Below are 16,486 nucleotides of genomic sequence, written 5' to 3' on the forward strand. Positions count from 1 at the left end.
CCTGCTAGAATGGTGCAAATCGGAACACGTTCTACCGGGCCCGAGCGCATGGCCCGGTTTTTGCGTCGAGAGACGGCGCGGAAGGGAAGGATGCTCGTATGGGACAGAAGGATGAGGGCTGCGCAGCCGACCAGGTGAGCGACCGCATCTTCACCGTGCCGAACATCATCTCGTTCGTCAGGCTGTGCCTCGTGCCCGTCTTCCTTGTGCTGCTTCTCAACGGTTTCAACGTCGCGGCTACGCTGCTGTACGCGCTGGCAGCGGGCACCGACTGGATCGACGGGCAGATCGCCCGCCGGACGAATGCCGTGTCCCGTCTGGGCCAGCTGCTCGATCCGGCGGTCGACCGCATCCTCATGATCTCGGGCGTGTGCGGCCTGTTCCTCGTGGGACGTCTGCCGCTGTGGATCATCCTCGTGGTGCTCGTGCGCGATCTGCTGCTGCTCATGGGCGGCGCGGTGCTGCTCAAGCGCTTTCGCGTGCGCGTGGCCGTCATCTTTCCGGGCAAGGTGGCCACGACGCTCTTGTTCGTCGGCTTCGCCGGCCTGCTGCTGAACTGGCCGCTCGTACCGGGACTCGGTCTCGTGGACGCGGCTTGGTTGCCGGGTTTGAACGGGCTGCCCTGTTCGTGGGGCATCTGGTTCGTATATGCCGGACTTGCGCTGGGGCTGGTCACTACCGCGTATTACATCGCTGCGGCACTGCGGAAGCTGCGTGCTGTCAAGGATGCGCAGGCGGAGAGCACGCGGTAGCGCATGGCCGCCCGGACGCCCAGAAAAGCGAACGCGAGCCGCACCGGACGACCCGATCCTGCTCGCCGAGCGCCATCTGCGCGCGAGATGCGCGAGCGCGCCCCCCAGCGTCCCGCCGCCTCCGCGCCGCGGCGCGCTCCGACGACGCCGCCCCGCCGCGGCGGGACGAACGCGGGCAAGGGGTCGCGGCAGACTCGTTCTTCCGCGCAACGGCCGCGCGGTTCCCGTTCCTACAACACGCCCGCCGTCTGGACGAAGGAGGCGCCACGCTCGAATCTCGCAGGAGGAGCCGCGCGCCGAGCGCTCGGCGCAGTCGGCGGCGTGCTGCTGTCCTTGCTCGCCCTGGTCGGCAAGGGGCTTGCGACGTTGTTCCGCGCGCTCGCGGCTCTCGTGGCGCGCAGCCGCATCGCGCTCGCCGTGGTCTTCGTGTGCGCGGCGCTGCTCGTCTTCGGCGTTGCGGACTTCGCCGTAAACGCGAACAAAGCTTACCCCGGCGTGCGGGTGGGGCAGATCGACGCCGCCGGAAAGACGGCCGACGAGCTGGCCGCCCTCATCGACGAGGTCTACGGCGCGCGCCTGGCCCAAGGCAGCGTGACCATCTACGCGAACGACGAAGCGGAGGCGCGCATCGCCGACGAGACGGCCGCCGCGCAGGACGCGGCGCTTGCCGAGCAGCTGGCGTTGGAGGAGGCGCGCGCCAACAAGCTTGCTTGGACGGCCGACGCGGCCTCGCTCGAGGCGCGCGTTCCTTCCGATGAGCTGGCCGCCGAGGCGCTCGCCGTGGGTCGCGAGGACGGCGGCATCCTGGCGCGTCTCGCTGCGTTGGCGACGGGCCGCGAGCTGAAGCCTCGCGCCGCGTATGCGGAGACGGCGGTGGAGTCGCTGGCTTCCGACATCGACGCGGCCATCGGCGACCCGCGCGTCGACTACGGGATCGTCGTGGAGGACGGCACGGCTTCGGTCACCGAAGGCCATGACGGCTTCATGGTGAATCGCGACGAGCTCAGGCGGACGCTCGACGAGCTGCTGCTCGGTCAGGAGGACGGTAGCAGGTCGTTCGTCGCCCGAGCCGAGCATGCGCCTTTGCGCATCGACGAGTCCGCCGCGCAGGATGCATGCGACGCTGTGAACGCGGCCATTGCCGACGGGGCGCGGTTCACGTACGAAGGCGCCGCTTGGAGCGCGTCGGCTTCGGACGTCGGCAGCTGGGTGTCCACGCGCATCGACGGGTCGTCTCTCGCGGCGTTCGTCGACGCCGCCAAGGCGAAGCCTGCGCTGCTGGCGCATGTCGCCGAGGTGGGCAAAGGGGATCCCGTGCACGTGTCGTTCGAGGTCGCAGACGACGATGTGATCGTCCGCACCGATGGCGAGGGCGCCATTCCGCTAGTCGCGGAAGCTACGGGGCTGTTGGATGCCGCGCTGTTCGGCGATGACGGCAAAGCGCGTACCGGCGTGGGAGCGGGCGCGCCGGTCGAAGTGGCCATCGGCTCCGGTCCCGCACCTGAGGCGATGCCGTTCGACGAGGCGATGGATCTCGGGGTGATCGGCGCCATCGCCTCCTACACCACCGAGTACGCCACAGGCCCCGGCACCGAGGCGCGCAACCACAACATCGCGCTCGTGTCCCAGTACCTCAGCGACTCCGTGGCGAAGCCCGGCGACAGCTGGTCGTTCAACGGGACGGCGGGGGATTGCAGCACCGAGGAGCGCGGCTTCAAGGGCGCGGGCGCCATCGTGGACGGCGAGTACGACGACGCCATCGGCGGGGGCATCTGCCAGGTGGCCACCACCGTGTTCAACGCCGTGTACGATGCAGGATTCCCCGTGCTCACGAGGCACAACCACTCGCTTTACATCGCCAGCTACCCCACGGGGCGCGATGCGGCGGTCAGCTGGCCCGATCTTGACTTCGTATGGCAAAACGATTCCGCTAGCGATGTTTTGGTGCGTCTTTCTTGTGTGGACGGGTCCGTAACGGCTACACTATACGGAGTCGACCCCGGATACAAGGTGTCCACGACGACGGGCGACTGGGGCGAAGGCCGGAAGTACGAGACGAGGACGACGATCGACGATACGCTCGCGCCGAACGCGAGCTACGTCAAGACGCGCGGAACCGATGGGCGCACCATCACCATTATCCGTACGGTCAAGGACGAATCCGGCGAGGTTCTGCACGAAGATCCGTTCAGCTCCGTGTACGATCCGGTAACGGAGGTCGTCGTCGAGGGTCCCAAAGTCGCGGGCGACGGAAAAAGCGACGCTGCGACGGAGGGTTCTTCATCCAACGTCACGAGCAATTGAGAGGTGAGCATCCAAGGTGTACTATCAGCCAGACATCGAGACCATGCCCGTAGAGCAGCTGCGCGACCTGCAGCTGGAGCGCATGAAGAAGACCGTGCAGCACTCCTATGACAACGTGGCGTTCTACCAGCGATCGTTCAAGGAGGCCGGCGTCGAGCCGGGCGACCTCAAGACCCTCGAGGACCTGCCGAAGTTCCCGTTCGTCGTGAAACAGGACATGCGCGACGCCTACCCGTTCGGGCTGTTCGCCGTGCCGCAGAAGGACGTGGCGCGCATCCACGCGTCGTCGGGCACGACGGGCCAGGCCACCGTAGTGGGGCATACCGCGAACGACCTCAAGAACTGGGGCGACTGCTTCGCGCGCGGCATCCATATGGTGAACGGCAACGAGGACTCCACCATCCAGGTGTCTTACGGCTACGGCCTGTTCACGGGCGGCTTGGGCGCGCACTACGGCGGCGAGGCCGCGGGCTGCACGGTCATCCCCACCTCCTCGGGAAACACGAAGCGCCAGATCCAGATGATGAAGGACCTGGGCACCGATATTCTCGCTTGCACGCCCTCCTATGCGCTGCTCATCGCCGACACCGCCATCGAGATGGGATACGACCCGGCGGTCGACTTCAAGATCTCGGCCGGCATCTTCGGCGCTGAGCCCGCCTCCGAAAGCATGCGCGAGGACATCCGCAAGAAGCTGGGCATCCAGTACTGCGACGTGTACGGTCTGTCCGAAGTCATGGGCCCGGGCGTGGCCATGGAGTGCGCGGAGTCGCACGGCCTGCATGTGGCGGAGGATCATTTCTACGCCGAGATCGTGGATCCCGATACGCTCAAGCCCCTGCCCGACGGCGAGTACGGCGAGCTCGTGTTCACCACGCTCACGCGCGAGTGCTGCCCGCTCGTGCGCTACCGCACCCGCGACGTCACGCGCATCATCCCCGAGGAGTGCGCGTGCGGACGCACCCACCGCAAGATCGACCGCATCGTGGGGCGCACCGACGACATGCTCATCCTGCGCGGCGTGAACGTGTTCCCGTCCCAGATCGAGCAGGTCATCGTCAGCTTCCCGGAGATCGCGGCGCAGTACCAGATCATCCTCACCTCGAAGGGCCCGCTCGACCACGTCGAGCTGGACGTGGAGACGGTGCCCGAATTCCCGTTCGACGAGATCCGCAAGCTCCAGGACCTCAAACGCCGCTTGGCCGCCGAGCTCAAGAGCAACCTGCAGATCGCCGTGGACATCAAGATCGTGGAGCCGAAGACCATCGAGCGCAGCGAGGGCAAGGCGAAGCGCATCATCGACCTGAGAGAAGGGAAGAAGGCATGATTTCGCAGCTGACCGTTTTCCTCGAGAACGAGAAGGGCCGCCTCGCGGCCGCCTGCCGCGCCGTGTCCGACGCGGGCATCAACATGCACGCGCTGAACCTGGCGGACACGTCGGACTTCGGCGTGGTGCGCATGCTGACCGACACGCCCGAGGCCGCAGCCGAAGCGCTGCGCGAGCAGGGCTACCGCGCCACCGTCACCCCGGTGCTGGCCGTGCGCGTTCCCAACGTGCCGGGCGGCCTGGCGAAGCTCCTCGAGTTCATGGACGAGCAGGACGCCAACGTCGAGTACGGCTACTGCTTCTCGGTGAACGAGGACTACGCCGTCGACGTGCTCAAGGCCGACGGTTCGGACGACCTGGAGCAGAAGCTGACCGATGCCGGTTTCGAGCCGGTGCGACCGGAGGACATCTACCGCATTGACTAACTTCTTCGAGCATATCGCATCCGTCGGGCGAGCGCGCCTTCTAGCATGCGCGCTCGCCTGCGCGCTGGCGCTTTCGGGCGCCGCTTGGACGGCACCCGCCTTCGCCGACGTGCGCAAAGCAGACGTCGTATACGGCCAAACGGTCGATGCACGCGGCCTGGCCGTGGCGCAGTGCCCCAGCATCGACGCCGAGTACGCCATGGTCATGGGGGCCGACGGCACCGTGTACTTCGAACGCAACGCCCAAAGCCCCACGCAGATCGCGTCCATCACGAAGATCATGACCGGCGTGGTTGCCCTCGATGCCGTGGAGGACGGGCTCCTGTCGCTCGATTCGCCCGTCACGGTTTCCGCCGCCGCCGCCGCGGTAGGCGAGTCGTCGGCGGGCTTGCAAGAGGGCGACGTCATGAATCTCGATGCGGCGCTCAAGGCGCTGCTCGTGCCTTCGGGCAACGATGCCGCCGTGGCCATCGCCGAGACGATCGGTGCTCTCATGGAGCCGGGCACGTCCGATCCGGAAGCCGTGTTCGTGAACGCCATGAACGCCAAGGCTCAGGAGCTGGGCTGCACCGACACGGTGTACGACAACCCGCACGGGCTTGATTTCGACGCCTACGCGGGCGATTTGCACAGCACGGCGGCCGACGTGGCGAAAGTGGTGCAGTACGCCATGACCAACGACACGTTTCGCGCGGCTGTGGGCGGCGGGAGCACCACCATCCAGGTGACGCGCGCCGACGGCGCGAAGGCCGACATCTACCTTGAGACCACCGACGGGTTCTTCGACATCTACGAGTACGCCATAGGCGTGAAGACCGGCGTCACCCTGCTCGCCGGCCCGTCGTTCGCGGGCGCCGCCAACAAGGACGGCCGCGAGCTGTACGCCATCGTCATCAACTCGTCCTCCGAGGCGCAGCGTTTCAAAGACGCCGAGAGCCTCTGCGAATGGGTGTACCAGCACGAGATATCCTACCAGCTTGCGAACAGCCCCGAAACCGCCACGATGAACGGCACCGAGGTGCCGGTGGTGGCTGAGGTGGCCCATTCCGGCTGGATCGACAAGACGGTGAAGGCGACGCTGCGCGACCCTGCGGCAGCCGTCACCATCTTCGACTTGAACGGCAACGTGAGCCAGTCGCTCGAGTTCGACGAGCTGGCGGGCAACGTGAAGGAAGGCGACAAGGTGGGCACGATCACCTTCAAGCAGCGCAACACCGTCATCGCCACGATGGACCTCGTGGCATGCGAGGACGTCGACGCGCCCGACTTCTTCGAGGGCATGGGCGTGTGGTGGGACCGCCTGTTCCGCAGCTTCTCCGGAGGCCAGGAAGTGGCGCGTTCCATCACGCTCAACGAGACGCCGCTCGTCATCGACAAGACCGCGTCCGCAGCGTAGCGCCGGACTGAAGAGAGGATACGCCATGAGCATGTGCCCTGTTTGCAACAACCCCATCGATTCGCAGGCTCCGGTCTGCCCGCATTGCGGGTTCAAGCTGCTCGGATCCACCCAGCGTTTCGAGCCGGTGTCGTTCGGCGACGATGCACTGCCCGTCGCGGCCGCCCCCCAGGCCGCTGCCGCCCTCCACGTGGTGCGCGGCCCGCAGACCGGGGTCACCTACCAACTGGGCGATCAGGCGCTCACCATCGGGCGCAGCCCGCAGTGCGACCTGTTCCTCAACGATATGACCGTGTCGCGCGAGCACGCTTCGGTCGAGCCTGCGGACGGCGGCTACGTCATCCGCGACGCCAACTCGTTCAACGGCGTATGGGTGAACAACGAAAGCGTGGAAACGCGCCGGCTCGTCTCGGGAGACGTCATCCAGATCGGCGCCTTCTGCCTGGTCTACAAGGAGGAGTAGACGCGATCTCGCGTGTCGACAGGCGCGCTTCGCACTGCACCCAGGATGGCAACATGCGCAAAACGCGCGCCGTTCGGCTCGGTTTTGGACGTTTGACCGGGGCGGGCGGTGCGCGTTGCCGTATAATTCCCCAGTGGGTTTATCACACGGAAGGGTTCGCTCATGGAATTGATGTCAGGCAACGAGGCAATAGCCCAGGGGGCATGGGAGGCCGGCGCGCGCATCGGCGTGGCCTATCCCGGCACGCCGTCGACGGAGACGCTCGAGGCGTTCGCGAAGAAGGACGGCGTGTACGCCGAATGGTGCGTCAACGAGAAGGTGGCCGTCGAGGTGGGCATCGGGGCGTCGGTCGCCGGCGCGCGCGTGCTGTCCACGATGAAGCACGTCGGCGTGAACGTGGCGGCCGACCCGTTGTTCACTGCGGCATACGCGGGCGTGGGCGGCGGGCTCGTGGTGCTGGCTGCCGATGATCCGGGCATGTACTCGTCCCAAAACGAACAGGATTCCCACTGGTACGCACGCGCAGCCCACATCCCCATGCTCGACCCTGCCGATTCCGCCGAGGCTTTGCGCTTCACGCGCGAGGCGTACGACGTGTCCGAGCGCTTCGACGTGCCCGTCTTCATCCGTTCCACAGTGCGCGTGTCGCACACGAAAACGCCGGTGGAGCCCGGCGAGCGCACCGAGATCGCGCTCAAGCCCTACGAAAGCGATCCGGCGAAGTGGGTCATGATGCCCGCGTTCGCCAAGCCCCGCCGCAAGGTGCAGCTGGCGCGCATCGACGCGCTGCGCGCCTGGGCCGAGGAGTGCCCCTACAACGAGGTCGTGCGCAAGGGGAGCGCCGTGGGCGTGGTGTGCGCCGGCGCCGTCTACCAGCACGTCGTGGAAGCGCTGCCCGACGCGTCCGTGTTCAAGCTGGGCCTCACCTGGCCGCTTCCGCAGCAGGCGCTGCGCGACTTCGCCGAGAGCGTGGACGCGCTCTACGTGGTGGAGGAGGCTTCCGAGTACCTGGACGAGGGCGTGCGGGCGCTGGGCATCGAGGTTGCCGCGTTCGAGAGCCCGCTGCCGCGCGACGGCGAACTGACCCCCGGCCTCATCAGAGCGGCGTTCGGCTTCGAGGAGCCTGCTCACGAGCCGTTGCCCGCCGGCCTTCCGGGCCGCCCGCCGGCGTTGTGCGCCGGGTGCCCGCACCGTCTCGTGTTCAAGGAGCTTTCCCGCATGAAGGCCGTCGTCACCGGCGACATCGGCTGCTACACTTTGGGCGCGCTGCCGCCGCTGTCCGCCATGGACACCACCATCGACATGGGCGCGTCGGTTTCCATGTCGCATGGCTTCGAGCTGGCTTGGGCGGGCACCGACCACCGTCCCGTCGTGGGCGTCATCGGCGACTCGACGTTCGCGCACTCGGGCCTGTCGGCGCTGATCTCCACCGTGTACAACCAAGGACGCGGAACCGTCTGCGTGCTGGACAACCGCACCACGGCCATGACGGGTCGCCAGGGAAACCCCTTCAACGGCGAGACGCTGCAAGGCCGCCTCTCGCGCGAGCTCGACCTTGAGAGCGTCGTGCGCGCCATCGGCGTCGAGGACGTGCGCACCGTCGACCCGAACGACGCCAAAGCCGTTCGCCGCGCGCTCAAGGAGGCCGTGGCCTCGGAGGAGCTTTCCGTGCTCGTGTTCCGCAGCCCCTGCGTGCTGATCGACCGGCATCGCGAGCCCGCCTACGCGGTGACCGACGCCTGCACGGCATGCGGCGTGTGCTCGACTTTAGGCTGTCCGGCCATCGCGAAGGATCCGGCGAACGACCACGCGCTCATCGATGCCGCCCAGTGCATCGGATGCGGCCAGTGCGCCCAGTACTGCGCTTGGAACGCCATCGCGCAACCCGCTGGGGAGAAAGGAGGCGTCGCATGATGACCTCGAACGATACTGTCACCGTCCTTCTGTGCGGCGTGGGCGGCCAGGGCACCATCCTGGCGGCCGACCTCCTGGCCCATGCGGCGCTGGAATCCGGTTACGACGCGAAGGTGTCCGAGATCCACGGCATGTCGCAGCGCGGCGGCGCGGTGACCACGGTCGTGCGCTTCGGGCGCGCGGGCGTGCAGTCCATGGTGTCCGACCCGGGATGCGCCGATTGCGTCGTCTCCTTCGAGACCACCGAGGCGTTGCGCAACCTTCCCAACGTGCGCGAGGGCGGCTACCTTCTCGTTGCCGACGAGTCCATCCAGCCGCTTCCCGTGCTCATCGGGCGCGCTTCCATGCCCGAGCATGCGCGCGAGACGCTGGCCGCTGCGGGCGCCACGCTCATCCCGGCCGGAGACATCGCCGTCGGCGTGGGCGCGCCGAAGTCGGTGAACGTGGTGCTGCTCGGGGCGTTGGCGACCCGCCTCGACTTCTCGCAAAAGGCATGGGAGCGCGTCGTCGCGCGCCGCGTGCCTCCCAAGACCGTCGATGCCAACTTGGCAGCGTTTCGCGCGGGCCTCGCGTTCGCTCGCGAGGCTGCGGGCGGGGAAGGGGCTTAAGGCGTGAGCGTTCAACAGATCAGCGTATTCTTGGAAAGCCGCCCCGGGCACTTGCGCCGCGTGCTCGATGCGTTCGAGGACGCGCATGTCAGCGTGCGCGGTTACAGCGCCTCCGACACGGGGGACTACGGCATCGTGCGCTTCATCGTGGATGCGCCCGACAAGGCGCTCGCCGTGCTGCAGGATATGGGCGCGGCGGCCACGCAGACCGACGTCCTGTGCGCGCGTCTCGACGACGTGCCTGGCGAGCTGGCGCGCGTCATGGGCATCATGGCCGACTGCGGCATCAACGTGACGTACAGCTATTCGCTCATCTCCACCTACATCGCGCTGTCCGTCAAGGACATCGCGCGCGCCGAGAAGCTGTTGGCGGCTCAGCCCGTCGAGCTCATCGGGCAGGACGACCTCGCCCGCCCCGTCGCGCCGGAAAGCCGGTGATCCGCGTGACCGACATCACCGTGAAAGGAGCGGCTTTGGCCGCCGTCGCGGCAGGCGATTTCTCAAGCCTGCCCATCCACAATCCGGCTGTCGAATGCGCCTCGCGCGAGCGCATCCGCGCCATCCAGCTGGAGAAGCTCGTCGCGCAGGTTCGCTGGACGTACGAGCGCGTGCCCTGGTACCGTGCACGCATGGACGATTCGGGCGTGACCCCCTCCGACATCAAGACGCTCGAGGACGTGCGCATGCTGCCGTTCACGGACAAGTCCGTGCTGCGCGACACTTTCCCGTACGGCCTGTTCGCCGTGCCGCTGGACGAAGTGGTGGAACTGCACTCGTCGTCAGGCACCACGGGAAAGCCCATCGTGGTGGGCTATAACGAAAGCGATATGGCCATGTGGGCCGACTGCATCATGCGGCTCGTGCAGATGGCGGGCGTCGTGCCGGGCGATCGGGCGCAGATGGCCTTCGGTTACGGCATGTTCACCGGCGGCTTCGGCCTGCACTACGGGCTGCAGAAGCTGGGCTGCATGATGATCCCCGCCGGCTCCGGCAACACCGAGCGCCACATCGCCATGATCGAGGACTACGGCACCACCGTGCTGGTGGCCACGCCGTCCTACGCGCTGCACGTGTGCGAGGTGGGGGAGAAGATGGGCTACGATTGGGCGAAGTCCCCGCTGCGCGTGGGCCTGTTCGGCGGCGAGCCGTGCCCGCCGGGCCTCAAGGCCGAGATCGAGGATCGCATGCACATCGTGTGCACCGACAACTACGGCCTGACCGAAGTCATGGGGCCGGGCGTGTCGGGCGAGTGCCTGGCCTCGCGCGACATGCAGCACCTCGCCGAGGACCACTTCCTCTGGGAGGTCGTCGACCCCGAGACGGGCGATCCGGTCCCCGACGGCGAGATGGGCGAGCTCGTGCTCACGCCGCTGGGCAAGCAGGCCATCCCCGTGCTGCGCTACCGCACGCACGATCTGACCCGCGTGGTCACGGAGCCGTGCGCGTGCGGCCGCACCACGGCCCGCATGCAGAAGGTGCGCGCCCGCTCGGACGACATGCTCATCATCCGCGGCACGAACGTGTTCCCCTCGCAGGTGGAGGACGTGCTGGCCGGCATCGACGGCGTCACGCCGCATTACCGCATCGTCGTGGAGAGCGCAGGCGGCCTCGACCGCATGACCGTGCACGTGGAGCTCAAGCCCGAGGCGTTCTCGGACTCGTACGAGGACATGGAGAATTTGCGCCGCTCCATCGAAGACAAGCTCAAGGGCGTGCTGCTGGTGGGTGTGAAGGCGAAGCTCGTCGAGCCCGGCGGCATCGAGCGCAGCACCGGCAAAACCAAGCACGTCGAAGATTTGAGAAAGTAGAGGGTTCCGCGTGGAAGCCGCCTCGTCGTCCGCTCCCGTGGTGGGGCGGTTCGCTCCTTCGCCGACGGGGCGGATGCATGCGGGGAACGTGTTCGCGGCGTTGACGGCATGGCTCGTGGCCAAGTCGCAAGGTGGCCGCATCGTGCTGCGCATCGAGGACCTCGATGCCGAGCGCTCGAAGCCCGTCTACATCGATGCCGTGCAGCGCGACTTCGAAGCGCTGGGGCTGACTTGGGACGAAGGGCCGTACTTCCAGCACGACCGCACGGAGGCCTACCGGGCCGCGTACGATGAGCTGCGCGAACGCGGCCTTGTGTACCCCTGCTTCTGCACGCGCGCCGACCTGCATGCGGCATCGGCGCCGCATCGCGGCGAGAAGCCGGTGTACCCGGGGACCTGCCGGCATCTGAGCGACGGGGAGCGCGCCGTCCGCGCGCAGCAGCGCATGCCCGCGCAGCGTCTCATCGTGCCCGATCGGGAGGTCGCCTTCGTCGATCAGGTGCAGGGATCCTACGCGCAGAACCTCGCCGCCGACTGCGGAGACTTCCTCGTGCAGCGCTCGGACGGCGCGTTCGCCTACCAGCTGGCCGTGGTGGTGGACGACGCGGCTCAGGGCGTCACCTCGGTGGTGCGCGGCGTGGACCTCCTGTGCTCCACGCCCCAGCAGCTCTACCTGCAGGAGCTGCTCGGTCTGCCGCATCCCGCCTACGCGCACATCCCGCTGCTCGTGGCCGAGCGCGACCGGCGCCTGTCGAAGCGCGACCGCGACGCCGCCCTCGATGCGCTGCTCGCGCGCTTCAAGACGCCCGAAGCCGTCATCGGCCATATCGCCGGCATCACCGGCCTTGCGCCCACATGCGACCCCGCAACGCCCGAAGAGCTGCTGGCGACGTTCGATCTCGCCGCGCTGCCGACGACCTTCGACGACCTCGTGCAAGTGCGCTGGAGGTAAGCCTACCGGAGTCGCCCCGCCGCAGCGACTCCGCTGCCGTGGGCGCAAAACGGCACCCATGACGTTTTCTTGAGGCTATCCACTAGGAAATCGTATATCGAAAAATTCGCCATCAGGGGCTTTGGTCGACGTCGCACCCGCACGGCACGCGCAAATTGCCATGGGTGCCGTTTTGCGCCCACAACGGCGAATCGCTCGCCGACCCCCTGTTTTCTCAGCTGAAATTCCCTCACTCACGCATTTTGCGTGAGAATTTTCGCCATAATTCCTCCACATTTCATCCAGAATGCAGATAGTTTCGCCATCGTTCGCTGCCTAAAGTTAGCCCAACGGAGGAATGCAGCGAAGGGGGAGGCGCATGACTGCCATGCAAGATGAAACCGTCGTCGACGCGAAAGCCGTCGAGGATCGGCTGGCCGCAATCGAGGACGCGGTATGCCGCCATCCGCTCAACCGCGAGGTGCTCTATCGCATGCTCGCGTACTGCGCCGAGGAGCGCGCGTTGGACGACCTTGAGCGCGAAGCAGCATCCTGGCCCGAATTCGAAACCGCTACCCAGAACCAGTACCGCCTGGCCGAGCATCTCGTGCGCGCCGGCGGGCTGGATAGGATCGAGCGAGACGAGCGCGGCGCCATTGTCATGGAACAGGACAAGGAGGGGCTCGACGAGGACGCCGTCGACGACCTCGTGCGTTCCGTAGCGTTTCGCACCACCGAAGCGGGAGTGCGCTTCGTCGAGCAGCATCGCCCTCGGGCGCGCCTCGTGGAGTTGCTGCAGCTCGCGCCGGAACGCGCTGACGTGTATATCGAGCTGCTGGAGTTCGTCCGAGCTCGTCCGCGCGCCTACAACGACATCGCGGAACTGCTGCGTGGGCGCCCCGCGCTGGAAACCGTCATCGACGGCGAGCGGCGGCGCATGCAGCCCAGCGTGTTCGTGGACAAGCTGGAGCGCTCGGGCGCTTTGGTCTGGAAAGAAGGTTGGTGTCTGACGGAGGAGGGGGACGCGTTTCTACGGGATCTGAAGGCAAGCGAGTAGAACCATCATAAGGAGAAAGGTTGGAGAACATGGCTGAAACCACGTTGACACGTCGAAGCTTCGTCAAGGCGTCCGCTCTGGTGGGCGCGACGGCGGCGTTCGGCGCTTCGATGGCCGGCTGTATGCAGGAGGCTCCGCAGGAGCAGGCTCCGTCCGGCGGCGGCGCCGACGAGGGTCTCGTGAGGATGAAGACGTCCTGCCACGGCTGCATCCAGATGTGCCCGGCTATCGCGTATCTGAAGGACGGCGTCGTCGTAAAGCTGGAAGGCGACCCCGACGCGCCGGTAAGTCGCGGAAGCCTGTGCATCAAGGGCCTCAACCAGCTGCACACCATGTACAGCCCCCGCCGCGTGCTGCATCCGCTTCGGCGTGCCGGCGAGCGCGGCGAGAACAAATGGGAGGTCATCAGCTGGGACGAGGCCGTCGAGGAAGCGGCCACGCATATCTGCGACGCCATCGACAAATACGGCCCCTATTCCTTCTTCGCCAGCGTGGGCGGCGGCGGGGCCTACTCGTTCATGGAGGCCATGACCCTGCCCATGGCGTTCGGGTCGCCCACCGTGTTCGAGCCCGGCTGCGCCCAGTGCTATCTGCCGCGCTGGAGCATGTCGAAACTGTTCTACGGCGGCAACGACCAGTCCATCGCCGACAACGCCGTGCAGGAGATATTCCGTCCCGACCCCGACAACAAGGCCGAGGTCGTGGTGCTGTGGGGCGCCCAGCCTTCCGTCAGCCAGACGGCGGAATCGGGTCGCGGAATGGCCGAGCTGCGCGCCAAGGGCGTGAAGACCATCGTGGTCGATCCCAACTTCTCGCCCGACGCGGTGAAGGCCGACGTGTGGCTGCCGGTGCGCCCGGCCACCGACACGGGTCTGCTCCTGTGCTGGTTCCGCTACATCTTCGAGAACAAGCTCTACGACGAGCAGTTCACGAAGTACTGGACGAACCTGCCCTTCCTTATCGACCCCGAGACGAAGCTGCCGGTGAAGGCGCAGGAGCTGTTCCCCGACTTCCAGCAGACCACGCCCGAGAACACCCCGGCCTACGTCTGCTACGACCTCAAGACGAACGCAGTGGCGCCCTTCGAGTTCTCCGCGCCCGCCGACGCCGCAGTGGACCCCGAGATCTTCTGGACGGGCGACTTCGAAGGGAAGACGTACAAGACCGCCGGCCAGATCTACAAGGAAGAAGCCGATCCCTGGACGCTCGAGCACACCGCCGAGAACTGCTGGCTCGATGCCGGCAAGATCGAAAAAGCCATCAAGATCTACGCCGAGGCCTCCGTGGCCGGCATCGCCAACGGCGTGGCGTCGGATATGACCGAGTCCGCCTCGCAGGTGCCGCTGGGCTGCATGGGCCTGGACTCCATCATGGGCTACGTCAACAAGCCCGGCTGCACGATGACGCAGTACGGCGCCGCCGGCGCGCCGCCGACGAAGCGCCCGGTCACGTACAACAACGGCTTCGACGGCATGTTCTCGGACATGTACGGCATCGGCGCGGTCATCGGCATGAGCGATGCCGAGAACGAGGCGCGCGCCAAGAAGCTGGGGGAGGAGAACCCGCAGCAGAAGCTGGCGAACCAGCTGCTCGTCGATCGACTTGGCATGAAGGACCACAAGGGCCTGTACGCATGGTGCCACAGCCATATCCCCACGGTGCGCGAGGCCATCGCCACCGGCGAGCCGTACAAGCCGCGCGTGTGGTTCGACATGTCGGGCAACAAGCTGGCCATGCTGGGCAATGCGAAGTCGTGGTACGACGTGTTCCCCGAGGTCGACTACATCATCGGCCAGTACCCGATGCTCACCTCCTTCCACATCGAGGCCGCCGACCTCGTGTTCCCCGTGCGCGAGTGGCTGGAAGAGCCCATGGTGAACATGACCCAGCTCAACACCCAGTGGCTGCAGAACGAGTGCGTGCACATCGGCGAGACGGTGTCGCACTCCATCCCAGCCGCGCAGGTGGTGGCGAAATGCGCGGAGAAGATGGGCGGCGAGCTGCCCGGTCTCAAGCCCGGATACCTGGGCAGCGCCACCGAGGAGGAGGTCAAGGCCTCCGTCGCCGAGACGCTGCACGCGCCCAGCTGGGACGAGCTGGTGAAGGACGCCGACAAGTACGTGCCCTACGTCACGCCGGCCAGCGAGTACTTCCATTACGACCAACATGAAACCGTGGTGGACGATGGCCTGCCTGCCGGCTTCGGCACCGAGTCCCGCAAGATCGAGGTGTACTGCCAGATCCTGCTCAAGCTGGCGCGCACGGGATATCCGTTCTGCTATCCGGAGCCGCAGGAGCCCTGCGAGGACTACAGCCCCATCTGCTCGTACATCGAGCCGGCGGAGAGCCCGCTATCCGACGAGGAGTACCCCTTCGTGCTCACGTCGGGCCGCGTGCCGTACTTCCACCATGGCACCATGCGCCACGCCGCGCTGTCGCGCGAGCTGTTCCCCACGGCCGAGATCCGCATCAATCCGGCGAGCGCCAAGGAGCTGGGCATCGAGCATATGGATTGGGTGAAGGTGACCAGCCGCCGCGGCGAGGTGCACGCGCGCGCCTACCTCACCGAGGGCGTGCATCCGAAAACCGTGTGGATGGAGCGCTTCTGGAACCCGGAGTGCTACGACGAGTCCCAGACGAACCCGACGGCCGGCTGGCGCGAGTGCAACGTGAACGTGCTCACGAAGAACGACGCCCCGTTCAACGAAGTGTACGGCTCCTACACGAACCGCGGTTTCACGGTGAAGATCGAGAAGTCCCAGAAACCTGCGAACGTATGGGTGGAGCCCGAGGAGTTCGCGCCGTTCCTGCCGACTGAGGAAATGCTGTCCGAAGCTCAGACGAAGGATGTGTTCTGATGAGAAACTGCCTGGTTATCGATCTCGACCGCTGCAGCGGATGCGACGGCTGCGTTGCGGCCTGCAAGCTTGAGAACAACGTCGATTTGGGCGTGTGCTACAACCGCGTGCACGCCGTGGGACCCACGGGCACCTTCCCGGACATCGAGCAGTACTGGATTCCCCTGCAATGCCAGCAGTGCGAGAACCCCGGCTGCATCGAAGTGTGCCCGACGGGCGCATCGTACCGCGACGAAGCCACGGGCGTGGTGCTGGTCAATGCCGAGGAGTGCATCGGGTGCGAATCGTGCCTGAAGGGCTGCCCGTACAATGTGCGCACGCTCAATCCGAACACGAATGTGGTGGAGAAGTGCACGTTGTGCTTCCAGCGACATGAGGAGGAGGACTGGGTGCCGGCCTGCGTGCACAACTGCTGCTGCGGCGCGCGCTACTTCGGCGACCTGGACGATCCCGACAGCTCCGCTGCGAAGGCTGTTGCGGCGGCTGGCGCGGAGAACTGCCACCAGCTTGACGATCCGCACGGGCTCAAACCGGCGACGATCTACATCTTGTCCGCCGCAACGGCGGCATGGCAGGGCGATCCTGTGACGACGGACCGCGTGTCCGCATCGTAAGCCCGCGCGCTGCAACCCGTCCCGGCAGG

At 66.6% G+C, this 16,486-nt stretch carries 14 protein-coding genes; all 14 read left to right on the top strand.

Going from position 1 to position 16,486, the window contains the following annotated elements:
* The first annotated feature begins 98 nt into the window (after nucleotides 1-98).
* Nucleotides 99-752, top strand: coding sequence for a CDP-alcohol phosphatidyltransferase family protein (locus ELEN_RS07885; RefSeq protein WP_009306984.1), 654 nt, complete (start codon nucleotides 99-101; stop codon nucleotides 750-752).
* A gap of 321 nt (nucleotides 753-1,073) precedes the next feature.
* Complete coding sequence (locus ELEN_RS07890; protein ID WP_232453130.1) at nucleotides 1,074-3,056, top strand: VanW family protein; 1,983 nt, start codon at nucleotides 1,074-1,076, stop codon at nucleotides 3,054-3,056.
* A 16-nt stretch (nucleotides 3,057-3,072) separates the two neighbouring features.
* Nucleotides 3,073-4,383, top strand: coding sequence for a phenylacetate--CoA ligase family protein (locus ELEN_RS07895; RefSeq protein ID WP_009306986.1), 1,311 nt, complete (start codon nucleotides 3,073-3,075; stop codon nucleotides 4,381-4,383).
* Nucleotides 4,380-4,808, top strand: a complete 429-nt coding sequence (locus tag ELEN_RS07900) for an amino acid-binding protein (RefSeq protein WP_009306987.1) — start codon at nucleotides 4,380-4,382, stop codon at nucleotides 4,806-4,808. The genes ELEN_RS07895 and ELEN_RS07900 overlap by 4 nt, the downstream gene beginning before the upstream one ends.
* Complete coding sequence (locus ELEN_RS07905; RefSeq protein ID WP_015760643.1) at nucleotides 4,801-6,204, top strand: D-alanyl-D-alanine carboxypeptidase family protein; 1,404 nt, start codon at nucleotides 4,801-4,803, stop codon at nucleotides 6,202-6,204. The genes ELEN_RS07900 and ELEN_RS07905 overlap by 8 nt, the downstream gene beginning before the upstream one ends.
* A 25-nt stretch (nucleotides 6,205-6,229) precedes the next feature.
* Nucleotides 6,230-6,667 (top strand): FHA domain-containing protein, encoded by a 438-nt coding sequence (locus tag ELEN_RS07910; RefSeq protein ID WP_009306989.1) that lies wholly within the window; start codon nucleotides 6,230-6,232, stop codon nucleotides 6,665-6,667.
* 162 nt (nucleotides 6,668-6,829) lie between these two features.
* A complete protein-coding gene (locus tag ELEN_RS07915) occupies nucleotides 6,830-8,581 on the top strand; it encodes a thiamine pyrophosphate-dependent enzyme (protein ID WP_015760644.1) in 1,752 nt (583 codons plus the stop codon).
* A complete protein-coding gene (locus ELEN_RS07920; protein WP_015760645.1) occupies nucleotides 8,578-9,189 on the top strand; it encodes an indolepyruvate oxidoreductase subunit beta in 612 nt (203 codons plus the stop codon). Before ELEN_RS07915 ends, ELEN_RS07920 begins: the two co-directional genes overlap by 4 nt.
* Before the next feature lie 3 nt (nucleotides 9,190-9,192).
* The gene (locus ELEN_RS07925; protein ID WP_009306992.1) at nucleotides 9,193-9,627 is read left to right on the top strand and encodes an amino acid-binding protein; all 435 of its coding nucleotides are present in this window, start codon (nucleotides 9,193-9,195) and stop codon (nucleotides 9,625-9,627) included.
* 5 nt (nucleotides 9,628-9,632) lie between these two features.
* A complete protein-coding gene (locus ELEN_RS07930) occupies nucleotides 9,633-10,997 on the top strand; it encodes a phenylacetate--CoA ligase family protein (RefSeq protein WP_231566093.1) in 1,365 nt (454 codons plus the stop codon).
* A gap of 10 nt (nucleotides 10,998-11,007) precedes the next feature.
* Nucleotides 11,008-11,949, top strand: coding sequence for a tRNA glutamyl-Q(34) synthetase GluQRS (gene gluQRS / locus ELEN_RS07935; protein WP_015760647.1), 942 nt, complete (start codon nucleotides 11,008-11,010; stop codon nucleotides 11,947-11,949).
* 358 nt (nucleotides 11,950-12,307) lie between these two features.
* On the top strand, nucleotides 12,308-12,985 hold the full coding sequence (locus ELEN_RS07940) for a hypothetical protein (protein WP_015760648.1): 678 nt from the start codon (nucleotides 12,308-12,310) through the stop codon (nucleotides 12,983-12,985).
* Between the two features lie 29 nt (nucleotides 12,986-13,014).
* Nucleotides 13,015-15,843 carry a molybdopterin-containing oxidoreductase family protein gene (locus tag ELEN_RS07945; RefSeq protein WP_041691728.1) on the top strand — a complete coding sequence of 943 codons (2,829 nt, stop codon included), beginning with the start codon at nucleotides 13,015-13,017 and terminating at the stop codon, nucleotides 15,841-15,843.
* Entirely contained in the window at nucleotides 15,843-16,457 is a 615-nt protein-coding gene (locus tag ELEN_RS07950) for a 4Fe-4S dicluster domain-containing protein (protein WP_015760650.1), read from the top strand. The genes ELEN_RS07945 and ELEN_RS07950 overlap by 1 nt, the downstream gene beginning before the upstream one ends.
* Nucleotides 16,458-16,486: the final 29 nt, after the last annotated feature.

This window comes from Eggerthella lenta DSM 2243 (assembly GCF_000024265.1).
GTDB classification, from domain to species: Bacteria; Actinomycetota; Coriobacteriia; order Coriobacteriales; family Eggerthellaceae; genus Eggerthella; species Eggerthella lenta.

Excerpts from the sequence above, each read along its gene's own strand:
- ELEN_RS07885 (WP_009306984.1), top strand. The coding sequence starts at position 99 with ATGGGACAGAAGGATGAGGGCTGCGCAGCCGACCAGGTGAGCGACCGC.
- ELEN_RS07900 (WP_009306987.1), top strand. The coding sequence starts at position 4,380 with ATGATTTCGCAGCTGACCGTTTTCCTCGAGAACGAGAAGGGCCGCCTC.
- ELEN_RS07910 (WP_009306989.1), top strand. The coding sequence starts at position 6,230 with ATGAGCATGTGCCCTGTTTGCAACAACCCCATCGATTCGCAGGCTCCG.
- ELEN_RS07915 (WP_015760644.1), top strand. The coding sequence starts at position 6,830 with ATGGAATTGATGTCAGGCAACGAGGCAATAGCCCAGGGGGCATGGGAG.
- ELEN_RS07920 (WP_015760645.1), top strand. The coding sequence starts at position 8,578 with ATGATGACCTCGAACGATACTGTCACCGTCCTTCTGTGCGGCGTGGGC.
- ELEN_RS07940 (WP_015760648.1), top strand. The coding sequence starts at position 12,308 with ATGACTGCCATGCAAGATGAAACCGTCGTCGACGCGAAAGCCGTCGAG.
- ELEN_RS07945 (WP_041691728.1), top strand. The coding sequence starts at position 13,015 with ATGGCTGAAACCACGTTGACACGTCGAAGCTTCGTCAAGGCGTCCGCT.
- ELEN_RS07950 (WP_015760650.1), top strand. The coding sequence starts at position 15,843 with ATGAGAAACTGCCTGGTTATCGATCTCGACCGCTGCAGCGGATGCGAC.